7 protein-coding genes are annotated in these 14440 nt (G+C 56.9%); all 7 read right to left on the bottom strand.

Translation table 11 applies throughout. The features are described from left to right. Positions 1-52 precede the first annotated feature (52 nt). The gene (locus ACKPCT_RS20300; protein ID WP_319567810.1) at positions 53-7756 is read right to left on the bottom strand and encodes an SDR family oxidoreductase; all 7704 of its coding nucleotides are present in this window, start codon (positions 7754-7756) and stop codon (positions 53-55) included. Between the two features lie 116 nt (positions 7757-7872). Further along, positions 7873-8868 carry a capsular polysaccharide export protein, LipB/KpsS family gene (locus tag ACKPCT_RS20305; RefSeq protein WP_319567811.1) on the bottom strand — a complete coding sequence of 332 codons (996 nt, stop codon included), beginning with the start codon at positions 8866-8868 and terminating at the stop codon, positions 7873-7875. Between the two features lie 241 nt (positions 8869-9109). Continuing rightward, complete coding sequence (locus ACKPCT_RS20310) at positions 9110-10357, bottom strand: NAD(P)/FAD-dependent oxidoreductase (protein WP_319567812.1); 1248 nt, start codon at positions 10355-10357, stop codon at positions 9110-9112. Between the two features lie 27 nt (positions 10358-10384). Further along, positions 10385-10720: a RidA family protein gene (locus ACKPCT_RS20315; RefSeq protein WP_090074099.1), complete on the bottom strand. Its 336-nt coding sequence runs from the start codon at positions 10718-10720 to the stop codon at positions 10385-10387. Positions 10721-10773: 53 nt separating this feature from the next. Beyond that, positions 10774-12282: an amidase gene (locus tag ACKPCT_RS20320; RefSeq protein ID WP_319567813.1), complete on the bottom strand. Its 1509-nt coding sequence runs from the start codon at positions 12280-12282 to the stop codon at positions 10774-10776. A 5-nt stretch (positions 12283-12287) separates the two neighbouring features. Further along, positions 12288-13628 carry a D-serine ammonia-lyase gene (locus ACKPCT_RS20325; protein WP_319567814.1) on the bottom strand — a complete coding sequence of 447 codons (1341 nt, stop codon included), beginning with the start codon at positions 13626-13628 and terminating at the stop codon, positions 12288-12290. Beyond that, on the bottom strand, positions 13625-14440 hold the full coding sequence (locus tag ACKPCT_RS20330) for a sulfite exporter TauE/SafE family protein (protein ID WP_090074093.1): 816 nt from the start codon (positions 14438-14440) through the stop codon (positions 13625-13627). Before ACKPCT_RS20330 ends, ACKPCT_RS20325 begins: the two co-directional genes overlap by 4 nt.

Below are 14440 nucleotides of genomic sequence, written 5' to 3' on the forward strand. Positions count from 1 at the left end.
CAATCTACGAATAACGGTAGCGGTTTACCAGAAGAAAAGGCAAGGGCCGACATCACATGTCGCTCTTGCGCATTTCGTTGAGCTTGGTTGCAACTGTGGTGGCTTCGCTTTCGCTGCTCACATGCTGATGAAGCAGCGTTTCCTCGGTGAAGGATAGACCACTGTCGGCATCGCCGCGAATACGCTCAAGCACCTTGGCTGCGATGTCCTCAATGGTTGTGCCATCGGCAATGGCCCCCATTGGGATTTCAATATCGAGCTTCTGTTGTGCCGCTGTGCGCAGTTCCATACCCATCAGGCTATCCATGCCCAGATCGGTCAGTGAGCGTTTGAGGTTGATCTCTTCAACCGGCATGCGGAAGATATCCGCCACTTCCTGTGCAAGGATTTTGGCGATTTCACCACGTGCCGCTACGTCATCAAGACCGTCGATCAGGCTGCTGACATCAAGGGACTGCTGGCCGCTTCTGGAAGATTGCGCCGCTTCCTTCTTGAGCAATTCATAGGCCGGTGTTTTCAGAATTGGCAGATTTTCATGCGCATAAGCCCAGTTCATCGGAGCCAGTGTGATGGTTGCCAAGTGGCTTTCTGAAGGCACCTGTGCGAGCAGTTTGGCGAGATGATCCAAGGCTTGCCGCGCCTTGAATTCGATGCCGCCCGTGGTTCTTGCCAAAATCTCTGCTGTCTGCTTGTCGCGTTCCAGAATGCCCACGTCGGTGATCGCACCCCAGCCGATGGCAAGGGCGGGCAGGCCTTGCTGCTGACGTTTGCGTGCCAGACCATCCATGTAGCTGTTGGCTGCCACGTAGTTTGCTTGCCCCGGGTTGCCCATCAGGACGGAGACAGACGAGAAGAGCCAGAAATAATCCAGATCATCCTTGCGCGTGACCATATCGAGATTGTCGCCGCCAAGAACCTTCGGCCCGAGTACCTTGTCGATCTGCTCGTCGCTCATATTGGCAAGCAGCACGTCATCAAGAACAGCGGCCATATGTATGACACCGCTGATTGGACGCTCCTTGCGCAATTCGGCAAACAGGCTCTCCAGCGCCGCAGGATCGGATACATCGCATGGCTTGACCACCAGCGCGCAATCGCTTGCGGCCAATTTGGTCTGAAGCGCCAATGCCGCATCGGAAAGTTTGCCCGAGCGACTGGTGAGGACGATAGATTTTGCGCCCTGATCAGCCAGCCAGCGGGCTACCTCGATGCCGAAGCCGCCCAGACCACCGACAAGAATGTGATGGCCTTCGGAGTTGACTTTGAATGGCGCTTTATCAGCCGGGTCGGCCATTGGTTTCGGCGCCTTGACGACGATTTTGCCGATATGACCAGAGCGCTGCATCAGGCGGAACGCATCAACGATATCTGCGCTGTCAAACAGGCGATACGGCAGCTGCGTGAATTGTTCCTCGGCGATCAGGTCAGCCAGTTCGTTAAAGAGCCGTTTGGCGCGTGCCGGTTGCTTGTTGAGCAGTTGGTCCGCATCAATGCCGAAGTAGCTGATGTTGCGGCGGAACGGGCGCAGGCCAATCTGGGTGTTGCCATAGAAATCGCGCTTGCCCAGCTCGAGGAAGCGACCGAATGGACGCACCAGCTCGATGCTGCGTTCCATCGCTTCGCCAAACAGCGAGTTGAGGACGACATCGACGCCTTCCTGATCTGGACCATCGGCTTTGCGTGTGATGGCGCGCACTTGATCGACGAAATCAAGCGAGCGGGTGTCCAGTACATGATCTGCGCCAAGCATTCTGAGGAAGTCGCGTTTTTCATCATTGCCAGCGGTGGCGATGATGCGGGCACCACGCCATTTGGCAATCTGCAATGCAGCAAGGCCAACGGCCCCTGCTGCGCCGTGGATGAGCACCCATTCGCCTTCTTCAAGGCGGGCCAGATAATGCAGGGCATAATAGCTGGTCAGGAACGCCACCGGCATGGTCGCTGCGGCAACCAGATCCACCGTTTCCGGCAATTTGGAAACGGCACTGTCGGAGACCGTCACGTGAGAGGCAAAGCTGGCCGGGGCCAGCGTCATCACCGGATCTCCAACCTTGAGATCCGTAACGCTCTTGCCCGTTGCTACGATGCGGCCGGAGCATTCAAAACCGAGGGTCGGACCGGCAAAACCGTCTTCCAGCGCTTCCTCAGGCAACAGCCCTTGTGCCCACATGACGTCGCGGAAGTTGAGGCCAGCGGCCACGACTTCGATTTCCACTTCGCCTTCGTCCGGTTTGCGGCGTTTGGCCGGAATCCATTTCAGGCGATCGAACGAACCTGTGCGCGGATGATAAAGCTGACAGCCATCGTCCTTGCCGAAGGCTTCTTCCTGTTTTGCAGGTTGCGGCCAGCCGCGTCTTACGCGAATGACACTCTGGGCTTTGTCTTCAAGAAGAATTTCGCGTTCTTCACCCGGCTCTTCGATGAGGTCTGCAAATCTGGCGGCCTGATCGGAGGCGGTCAGCGTAGCAGCGAAATCGACCAACCGTACGTCATGGTTGTCATATTCGTTGCTGACCGTGCGGCCAAAGGCCCAGACAGCACTTTGAACCGGATCGCTTTTCCGATTTTCCGAAGCCGGATAGCCTCCCGGAGCGATGATCCAGAGGCGCATCGGGATGTCAGACGTGGTGCGCACCAGATCGGCCAACTTGTACAGGCGATCTGCAAGCCGATCCACGGAGGCTTCTTCTGTGGTTGCACTGCCTGGCGTATAAATGACATCCAGTTTGTCATCGGGCTGGCTGGCACAAATGAGATCTGTCGCCTTTTCCCACTCTTCAGCGTTTGTGACGTCAAAGCAGGATAGAGCCGGAGCGGCAGCGCCACTTGTAAGCGCTTCAGCAAAGGCCTGAGCCTTTGTGTCTTTGCCATCTGTCAGTAGAACGGCAGTTCTGTGCTCGGCGTCGAGCAGCGGAATGTCGGTTGTCTCCTCTGCCTTCGCAGCTGGTTTGCTTGCTGCGGTCAGAAGATAGGCGCCGGAAAGATCCGGTTCGCCTTGCGCGCTGGCAAAAGGAGCCATGTCGATGGAGCCAAAGCCAGCTTCATCCAGCCAGTTGCTCCAATCCTTGGCAGCGCCAAAGCGTGAAACCGGGAACGAAGGATCAACGGAATGGTCGAACCAGCTCGTGGCTGGTCCGAAGACAAGATCCTGATAGACGTTGGCATCCGACAGGCTCATCAGCATGAAGCCATCCTTGGCGAGTAAATCAGCCAGAGGATTCAACATGGAAGATGCCTGATCCATCATCTGCAGGCCATTGGCCGAGACGACGAAATCAAACGGGCCGAACGGCTCAAGGGCTTCAAGATCAGAACGCAGTGCTACGGCTTCGAAATGGATCGAGTTGGCAAACAGGATGCGCAGGCGGTCAATGATCAGCTTGTTGGTGTCGGCTGAAACCAGAATGCCTTTGTTCTCTTCCAGCAGCGGCAGAATGGCTTTGGTCAGCTTGGCACCGCCGACGCCGAATTCCAGAACGCGCAACGGACGCCCTTCCGGCCACAGGTCAAGAGCGGCTTTGAAGGATGCGGTAACCTGCTCCACATGGGCTTCAGATAGAGGCGAGGAGCTCAAATGCTGTTCGAACAGATCGTGCGAATAGAGATCCTGCGGCTGGCCATGGTCTTCTGCGTCTCGCTGCATGGTGCGCAGCATCTCGGGCATGCGCATCAGCGCATGATTGAGCATGACGCAATCTGCCGACCAAAGCGGATTTTCGCTCAGAAGCATTTGCAGGATCTGGCTGAATTCGGGCAGGCCACTGTCCTCTGCCAGCGTCAAACCGTCTTCAGACGCGCTGACCAGGCCGGACTGCTCACAGATGGAAACCAGAGCACCGAAAATCTGCTTGCGGTGGATGGAGCGGCTTCTGAGATCTTCATCCGCATGTTCACCATCCAGATCGTCCCGTGCGGTAAGACGTGGCAGGGTGGCTTCGGACAGTGTCAGATCGTCATTTGCGAACTGACGAAGAATGTCATAGGCACCACGACGACTGGCTGCCTGCAGCAGCATCTGGCCATCATCGATCGGGCTGCGATCTGGCAAGGAGAGACCCTTGAGGGCTTTGGCAAGTGCCGCCGCATCAATCGGAGCGCCTTGCGCTTCCACGCCGGGAGATGACAGCTTCAGGGAATCGTAGAAATAGGTCAGGCGGTCCAGCCCTTGACGCTGCACAAGAGCGGATGCACGGAAGCGGCCATCTCTTAAGGTTGCCACCAGAGAGCCATCGTCGCCGAACATGTCGATATCGGCCTTGATGCCGCGTGCGTTGGAGCGGATCACATGCACGCGGGCTGATCGCACGGCTACGCCGGATTGCAGAATGCGCAGGCGTCCGAAGCGAACAGGAATGAAGGCCATTTTCTCGGCGTCTTCTTCCAGACTTTCATAAAGCGTGTTCAGGCCATGGAAGCAGGCGTCGAAATCAAGCGGATGCAGCGCATAGGGGGCGGCCAACTCTTCACGCTTGGAGGTGAAGGCGTCGCGGTCTGCGATGACGAGTTCGATATACTCGTCGCCATGGCGTTCGCAATGGGTCATGCGCTGGAAGGCCGGGCCGAAATCCAGCCCGAATTCACGCGAACTCGCGTAGAGCGCTTCGATCTTTTCAGGAGATGATGTGAGCGTCGCATCGGGTGCCCTGAGCTCATAGTCAGAACAGTCTTCGCCGACATCGCCCGGAATCTTGGCGACGCGACATTTTGCATGCAGTTGCCATTCGTCGTCAACCAACCGCGCGCGGCTGGAAATCTCAACCACGCCCGAAGTGGTGTCAAGGCGCGTTAGAATGGACGAAATCTGATCTTCTCCAAGCGGCAAGGCTTGCAACAGATCCATGTCGCGAATTTCGACGCGGTCGGTTTGGAAGGCAATCTGCGCGGCAGCCAGCGCCATTTCAGCGAAGGCGGCTCCGGGCAGGATGACCTTGCCATCTACCTTGTGGTGCTCAAGATACGGAATTTGTGCCGTGTCCAGCTCGGTAGACCAGACATGTTCTTCATTACGGATCTGCTGTCCGAGCAGGGCGTGCGGGACGACCTTGTCGTTGAAAATGTCAAAGGCTTCGCTGCTTGGGCGTAGCTTGAAGGGCTTGAGCTGCCATGGATAGCTGGGAAGCGCAACGGAACATGGCTTGTTGGCACCAAATACGGTTTTCTTGTCAAACAGCATGCCGTTGGCAATGGCCCGGCCGATGGCCAGTTGCACAGGGTCGAGGTCTTTTCCTGTCTTCTGCGTCAGGCTTTCTGCGACAATGATGGTCTGGGCGCGATCGCGCGCTGTTTCCGCGATGTAGCCTTTGAGAATGGCGCGCGGACCGATTTCGAGAAACTGGGTCTGGTCGTCGGCGAAGGCGGCTTCTACAGCGCTGAGGAAGCGCACCGGCTGACGCACATTCTGCCACCAATATTGGCCATCCATTTCCTTGCCTTTGAGGCAGGTGCCTGTAACAGCAGAATAGAATGGCAGTTTTGCCTTGGCTGGCTTGATGCTGGCAAGATCCTTGAGCAGGCCATCCTTGATGGGCTCAACCACGTTGGAGTGGAAGGGATAGTTGATATCCAGCATCTTGGCGGCAAGGCGCTTCTTGCGAGCGATCTTGAGGAAGGCTTCCAGCTCCTCGGTTTCGCCCGAAAGCGTCAGGGACTTGTCCGTGTTGATTGCGGAAATCTCGACTTTGTCAAAGCCTTCAGCGGACAACAGGGCCTGAGTTTCTGCAACTGACAGCTTGATCACGGCCATGCGGCCTGTACCTGCCACTGCTTCCTGATGGTGTGAACGCCAATAGATAACCTCGACAGCCTGCTTGAGATCAAGGGCGCCACAGGCCCAGGCAGCAGCGACCTCGCCAACTGAGTGGCCCATGACGCCACTGGCCGTCATGCCGGATGCTTTCAGCGCTTCGGTCAAGGCGACCTGTACGGCAAAGAGCAACGGCTGCGCGACCGAGGTCTGCTTGAGATCTTCTTTCAGATTATCTTCAAACAGCTTGTCTTTGAGGGACCAGCCCGAAAGCGGCAGGAAGAAGGCGTCGACCTTGTCAAAGGCCGCAGCAAAGGCGGCATTCTGCTCATAGGCTACAAGCCCCATGCCAGCAAATTGGGCGCCATTGCCCGAATAGACAAAGACCGGTGCCTTGGTTGCACGCGATGCGGTAGCGTGGATCAGCGCAGGATGCTTTTCCTCCTGCGCGAAGGCTTCAAGCGCTTCGGTCAGCTCTCTTTTGTTTTTGGCAACAATGCTGAGGCGTTCGTCCAGAAGGGAGCGGTGCCAGCCAAAGCTATTGCTCCAGTCTGCAAGGCTTGCGCTATCATCAGCTGCAATCGCTTCAGCGCTCTTGGTTGCGAGGGCCTTGAGAGCGTCTTCGGTCCTGGCAGAGAGAACAAGGAGCGTCGGTGTGCTTGGCTCGGCAGTCGTTTCGCCGCCCGACTTGGTCGAGGCTGCGAGAGGCTTGGCTTTTGCCGGGCGTACTGGCTTGGTATCGGAGACCAGAACATGCGCGTTGGTGCCGCCGAAGCCGAAATTGTTGATGCCGGCATAGCGGATGTCCTTGCCCTTTTTCAGAACCGTGGCTTCGCTGTTCAAGGCCAGATTGAGGTCCTCGAACGGGATATCCGGATTGGGATTTTCGATATGCAGGCTTGCGGGCAGCAGGTTGTTTTCAAGCGACAGCAGCGATTTCAGAACGCTGACGAGACCTGAAGCGGGCTCCAGATGGCCCAGATTGGACTTGACCGAGCCAATCGGCAGCGGCTTGTCGCGCTTCTGGCCAAGAACCTGGCCCAGTGCGAAGGCTTCTGCCGGGTCGCCGACGCGGGTGCCGGTGCCATGGGCTTCAATGAAGGCGAGTGCATTGGGGTCCAGATCGATGTCGGAATAGAGTTGCTTGAGCAGTGCCGACTGGAAATCCATGGACGGCAGGGCAACGCCCGAGGTGCGGCCATCGGAGTTAATGCCCGAGGCAACGATGCGACCAAAGCTCTTTTGTAGTTTCGGATCAAAGACTTCCTTGCGCTGCAGAACGAGGGCAACGGCCCCTTCTGCGCGCACGTAGCCATTGGCATCTTCATCAAAGGGGCGGCAAAGCCCCTGCGGCGACAACATGGATGCGGCAGCAAAACCGACAAACGGGAAGGGCGAGAGCAGCAGGTTGACACCCGCAACGATGGCGGTGTCTATTTCGCCCGACTGCAGGCGCTTTAGTGCCAGATCAAGGGCCACTAGTGACGACGAACAGGCCGTATCGACCGTGAAACTTGGGCCATGCAGATCGTAAACATAGGAAATGCGGTTGGAAACCAGCGACAGGGTGTTACCCGTCATCATGAAGCTGTCGGAGCTGGCCGGGTCGAAAAAGAAACGGTTTGAGTGATCGCTGCCTGAGTTGCCGACAAATACGCCGATATTGGAACCGGCCACTTCGGAAATGGGCAGGCCGGCTTCTTCGAGTGCTTCCCAAACGAGCATCAGCAGCAAACGCTGCTGCGGGTCCATCTGCGTTGCTTCACGGGGGGACAGGGAAAAGACGGAAGGGTCAAAGCCCCAGACATCGTCCAGAATGCCAGCGCGAAATGTATAGGTTTTGCCAGCCTGGCCCGATTTTGGATGCAAATAACGGAAGGTCGAAAACCGGTCCTGTCCGATTTCCCCTACGCTGCATTCATTCGAAACCAGTAAATCCCAGAACTCAGATACACTATTGGCTCCAGGAAGGCGGCAAGCCCGCCCAATTACTTCAACCCAGTTGTCACTCATCGTTATTACAATTGTCTTTCACTGTCTTTACAGCTCGTAGCCTAGGAAAACGAAGAACAAACCCCGCAACATAAACGCTTTTTACAAAAAACAAATTCCGCGAAATAAAACCGAATTCAAGCTTTTTGCTTGAGTTCCGCCAGATAGTCAATAGCTCTTTCAATCTCGCAAGCCTGCCCGGCGCGCAAATCTACGTAGCGTGGATAAAAGACCAATGCTGCCATCGCTAATTGAGCCAAAGTTGTGGTTTGTCGACGCTGCGGAGCCTCCAAAAAGTCTTCTGTTAGCCCCCATCCGGCATAGAAGGGCATGCCGAAGCATCTAACCGGTTTCTCCCATATCAAGGCTTCAAAGCCTATTTGTGACGTTACCGTATATATCTTATCGGCATTCTCTATCAGCCGGGAAGGAAGGCAACCTTCTGCAACTACCTTTATATTCTTCAGTCTGTCTAGTTCACTAGCATCAAAATGGCCAGATTTTGACCTTGTATAGATATCTGGATGCATTTTTACAACAATCTCACGGCCCGGATTCTCCGTGCGTGCGGCCGCCAGCATGGTCTGGAATGTGTTTGCATCGGCCATGCCGAAATGGATTGATGCGTCATTGCGCACCTGATCAATCACGAGAACATAATCTTCCGGCAGCTCGCCGTCATATTCCGCACCGGCATTATATTTGGAAAGACGAAGCTCTCTCCAGCGCGACAGGATGGAGGCAATGCGGCGCTCTTCATCCGGCGTCAGCTCTGTGGGGATCAGCTTTTCAAGTCTGGATGGAGCATAGGCATCATAATAGATGCCCAGATCATCAAGGGAGATCGCCAGTGGTGGATCGTTGCGATCATGAGAGCGCAGGAAGCCGTCTTCGAGCAGCAGCATCTGCGCGTTGCGCTTCTTGGCCATGCGCCTTGCGTGACGTCCGGACTTTTGCCCCCAACCGACATAGGTCTTGGCATTCATGGGCTGGAAAGGCAGGCAGAAGGCAGGGCGCTCTCCCAGAATGCTGGCAACGGCCTGCTCCTCACAAATATCGATGGACGGAGAGGCGTAGGTGACTTCTTTGCGTGTCGCCGAGCGGAAAATACTGTCAAGCAGGGTTGATAGCACTGTTTGTCCTTCAAACGTGAAAGCTGGGGTGCCGCGCAGTGGTCGACTGCATCAAATCCAAGCAGCATCTGGTCTGCTTTTTATTTATCGTCAATCTTGAGGATGGGCAATGGCGCGTCCGGAGCTAATTGAGAGGGCGATGACGATCTGGTGGTCTTGTCCCCCGCGAAATGCCCTTTCTTGCTATCTCAGTCCTGCGTTGGTGCGCTGCGGCCCACAATGTGGGCCGCTGTATTTTGTGTTACCGTGCCGAGATGACTGGCCGGTTTTCGGGGGATAGAGCATCCGACAGGGTGCTTGTCTTCCCTTCCATGACATCGACGAGGAGCTTTGCTGTCGTTGGGCCTTGGGTAAAGCCCTGATGGCCGTGGCCGAAATGGAACCAGAGGCCCTTGTGCTTCTGAGCCGGACCGACAATGGGCAGCATGTCGGGCATACAGGGACGATTGCCGAACCATGGTTCGTCTTCCACCATTTCACCCACATCCATCAGCTCGCGTGCGCTCTTGAGGCCATGCATGAGCTGCTTGGGATTGGCCGGGTCTTTGCGGTTGACCAACTCGGCGCCGGTCGCGATGCGCATGCCCTTGTCCATGGGCGAGAATACGCAGCCATTGGCGTAATCCTGAATCGGACGGCTCAGCGGGGTATCCATTTTGAAATGGGCGTGATAGCCGCGCTTGTAGACCATCTTGATCTTGTAGCCGAACGGGCCGAGCAGATCCGGAGCCCACGGGCCGAGAGCCACCACGACATCACTGCCGGTAACCGGACCGTCATCGCTTTGCACTTCCCAGCCAGTCTCCGTCTGTTTCAATGTCATGGCGTCGCCCTTGACGAAGGAACCGCCGCGCTTGATGAACAGATCTGCATAGGCCGAGGTGAGAGCGCCCGGATCGGAGCAGGCCCATGTGTCGGTCCAGTGCACAGCGCCGGCAACATCGATCTTGAGGGCCGGTTCTAGCTGACGCAGTTCCTTTCCATCGACCATGCGCAGAGGTACATCATACATGGAGGCAATGCGCTCGGCATCGATGGACTGGTCATCATAGGCGCGCTTGTTGCGGCACAGCTTGAAAAAGCCCTTGCGTTCGATCAGACGTTCGGTTCCGGATGCCTCGATGAGTGGCTGGTGGTCATCGGTGCATTTGACGGTCATCTGTTCGAAGATCTTGGAAATGCGTCGATGTTGGGTTTCGCCAGAATTGACGAAATAGGTCCACAGCGACGGCATGATGTTCGGCATGTCTTTCCAGTGATAGACAATGTCGTTGGTGCGCCCGATACCATAAAGGAACAGGGTCACCAGACTATGCGGGATGTGGTATGGTTCTGCGGCTTCGCGCTGGATCAGGCCAGCGTTGCCGTAACTTGTTTCAAGGCCCGGGTTGGAGCGATCCAGAAGGGTGACTGCGTGTCCGCGCTCTTGCAGGGCGAGGGCCGTACTGACGCCAACCATACCTGCGCCCAGAACGATTATCTCTGACATTTTCTTGTTCTTTCAAAGGGTGAAGCCTCAGGCTTCGGCAATGACTGTGATTTCCACTTTCGCATCCACCATAAGTTCGCAGCCAATTGTGGTGCGAACAGGGAGAGGATCGGAGAAGAAGGTCGCATAAACAGCGTTGAAGGCAGCAAAATCAGCGCGGTCGGTCAGATAGCATGTGCAGGAGATCACATTGGAGAGGGAAAGGCCTTCGCCTTCCAGTGTCTTCTTGATGCCTTCGAGGCAGTTTTTGGTCTGCGCTTCGATGCCCTCGGGCAGGGAGCCATCCGCATTGAAGCCGATTTCACCGGACAGATAGACGGTGGAGCCGGAGCGGCGGACTTTGGAGAAGGGTAGATTGGCCATAGTGTAGTCCTTGGGAGGTTATTTGGTCTTTAGTCGGGAGGATTCAGACGGTGTTATTCGAAACTCAAAAACCCCTCGGCTTGGCTGATTGGCGCTGCCGATTTGAGCAATGCAAGATCCGGGCCTTTTGGTGCGAGATCCGAAATGGACGCGATGATCGCTTCCAGCTCGTTGGCGACCGCAAGGACACCCAGATCATCGTGGCGGCGCCCGACAATCTGTAGGCCGAAGGGCATGTTGTTGGCGTCAAAGCCGCAGGGAATTGTGATGGATGGGTGGCCGGGGATGGTCGACGCATAGGCCATGGCCAGCCAATGATAATAGCTCTTTGTGGGCTTTCCGTCGATTTCAGCCGGATATAGCTCCCGCCACGGGCGCGGGCTGATGGTTACGGCCGGTGAAATCAGATAGTCGTGATTTTCAAAGAATTTCTGCCAGTCGCGATAGTAACGGCTCTGGGCGAACATGGCTTGGGCGACATCTTCGGCGGAATAGCTGCGGCCCTCTTTCACATTCTCGGTGACATTCGGGCCGACCAATTCGGGTTTGGTGTCTACTAAAGTTGCATGAATGCCCAAGAATTGAACACCGCGCAGCACAGAAAATATGCGATCTGCGTCCGTGCATTTGGGGCTTGTCTGTTCGATCGTGCCAAAGAAGGGGGCCAGTTGTGGCATTATCGTTCGGAAATGATCGCGGACGATGCTTTCCGTCGGGGCGAAATCATAGTCTTCGGTCACCGCAATGTTGAGCGAAGAGAGATCTGCGCGCGGCAGATTGGCAAAGCTTTCCGGATCCCACGGGGTCTTGCCATCGGTGATGATGGTGTAGGGATCTTTGCGATCGGGACGTGCCAGAACGGAGAGCATCAGGGCCGTATCGGCAACCGTGCGGCCCATGGGGCCCGAGGTTGGCATCGGAATGAGGGCTGCGGCGCGGCTATCGCCGGGGACAACGCCCGGGCTGGGGCGGTAGCCGACAATGCCGCAGAAAGCCGCCGGATTGCGCAGGGAGCCGCCCGTGTCCGAGCCGGTTGCCAAGGGAGCATAGCCGCAGGCAAGGCTGACGGCAGACCCGCCTGAAGAGCCAGCGCAGGTGCGGGTGAGGTCGTGGGGGTTGGCGGTGACGCCATAAACCCGGTTGCGGGTGTTGCCGCCTGCGCTCCATTCGGGGTTGTTGGTCTTGCCCATGGGCATGGCGCCGGCCTTGCGCATGGCGGCAACGATTGGGTCATCCCGCGTTGCGATATTGTCCTTGAAAGCCTCAGAGCCGAAGGTGGTCGGCAGGCCCTTCACATCGATCATGTCCTTTACGCCGAAAGGCAGGCCATGCAGGGCTCCAAGCGGTTCACCATCCATGACGGCCTGCTCGGCGGCCTTGGCTTCATCTGAGAGGGCTTCGAAGCGGCGTGCGACCAGCGCGTTGACGGCATGGTCTACAGCTTCGACCCGCTCGATGCAGGCATTGGCGAGTTCAACCGGAGAAAGGGCCTTGCGAGCGATCAGCTGACGCGCCTCGATTGCGCCCAGATCTGCGGGGTTCGTCGCGGTTTGCTTGACCATTTTCTTTATCCTTTTTTCAAATCGAATTGGGGTGCAAGCGCATTGCCCTTGTCCACGAAAGACTGGAATTGCAGCTCGGGAACGAAAGAACCGCCGGTCGTCCAGACGACATGAATTGCGTTTTCCATCGCTTTGGGAGTGAGATGCTGACTGCTGAAAGCCTGACCCTGCGCGGTTTCAAGCATGAAATGCGGGCCAGCAAAGCCGATGGTGGCTGAGGGCTCCAGCTTGAGATTGGCTGCGCCGTAGGCAATGGAGAGCAGTCGCATCAAATCATCATCGCCAACGGTGTAAACGCCAGCAAGGCGTTGCTGCATTTTCTGGGCAACGATATGGGACATGGTGGCAACCGCCATGCCATCGGCTTCGGTCTTGTTGGTCAGGCCGATATCATAAACAGACATTGGCTTTTCCAGACCATGCATCATCTGCACCATAGCGGAAGGCGATTGCACTGGCTCGGCAAAGAAGCAATGCACATTGGAACCAAACACACCGCGCGCGCCATAGGCGATGCCGCCCGGTGCGCCGCCGATGCCGCAGGGAAGATAGAGAAAGAGCGGGCAATCAGGGCCGATATTGATGCCAGCCTCGATCAACTGGCTCGCCAGTTCCAGCGCAGCGGCGCTGTAGCCGGAAAAGAGCAGCTCTGAATCCTCGTCATCGACAAAATAGACCATAGGGTCTTTGCTGGCAGCATCACGGGCTGCGGCAACGGCGAGGTTATAGTCTCCACGATGCTGCTTGACCTTGACACCGAAGCGGCGCAGGCGCTCGATCTTCCAGGGCTTGGCGTCGGCAGACATATGCACAACGGCATTATAGCCAAGGGTTCTGGCGGCAATGCCCACGCTGAGACCAAGATTGCCGGTCGAGCCGACAGCAATGGTGCGTTCGGCAAAGAAACTGTGTGCGGCCGCGCCTGTGAGGGCGGAGACAGGATCCGTGGGGGCGATGAAGCCAGAGGATCGGGCTTCATTCACGGCGGTCATGAGGACCTCATAGATGCCACCGCGGGCCTTGACTGATCCGGCAACCGGCAAGGCATGGTCAGCCTTGACAAACAGGCGCCCGAAGGTGCGATCCAGATAACCAAGAGGGGCGCGAAGAGCATCCACTTCGATGAGATCGGAGGTAATGGTGCCAGCTGTATCTTCCAGCTCTGGGAAAATAAGCTGGAGGAGTGGCGCCAGCATGCGCCAATTCTCGACGGCCTGCTGCAAGCCAGCTTGCGCCTCATCGTCACGCTGGGGCGCATAATCAGGATTGCACCAGAGGGTTGGTTCTGCGGCCCTTAGCTGCTCTAGAAGGGCGTCATTGCTGAGGAAAGGAGAAGAATGCGTCATGCCATCAGTGCCTTTCGGAGCATGTTGCCTGTCAGGATAAGGATTGTGAAGGCAAAGACGATGCGCAGCTGCTTGGGCGAGAGGGAATGGGCCAGACGCACCCCAAGCGGTACGGTCAGCATGGTGGTCATGACGATGACGACAACCGCGGGCAGGTTGACATAGCCGACGGTGAAGGGAGGCTTGCCGGTGATATCCCAGCCTTGCGTGAGAAAGGTGATGAAGCCGGGGATGGAAATCATCAGCCCGAAGCCGGGGGACGTGCCGACAGCCTTGTGCGGGGGTACGTTATAGGCGGTCAGCAGTGGCACGGTGAATGAGCCGCCGCCAATGCCCATGAGAGCCGAGAAGAAGCCGATTATGATGGGGTAGATCTTGCTGAGGATGCGGCCGGGCAATTCGGTTGAAAGGCGCCAGTCCTTCTTGCCGAGCAGCATGTAAAGGCCCAGCATGATGCCGATGCAGCCAAAGACAAGTTGCAGCTCATGGGAGCGCAGGGAGGCTGCCGCGAACACACCAACCACCGATCCAAAGGCAATGAACGGGCCCCATGTCTTGATCAACTCGACGCTAACCGCGCCGCGTTTGTTGTGTGCCAGCACCGAGCGGATCGAGGTGAATATGATGGTGCCCGTGGAGGTCGCCACGCAAATTTGCATGAGCTGTTCGGGCTGGTAACCCAAAGAAGAGAAGGCATAGAAGAAGGCGGGCACAAGGATGATACCGCCTCCCACGCCCAGAAGGCCTGAGATGATGCCCGCAATGGCACCCGCGCCAGCGATGACTGCAAAAAGCGTGAGGGTTGCTGCCAT

It is taken from the genome of Cohaesibacter marisflavi (assembly GCF_963665895.2).
GTDB classification, from domain to species: Bacteria; Pseudomonadota; Alphaproteobacteria; order Rhizobiales; family Cohaesibacteraceae; genus Cohaesibacter; species Cohaesibacter marisflavi.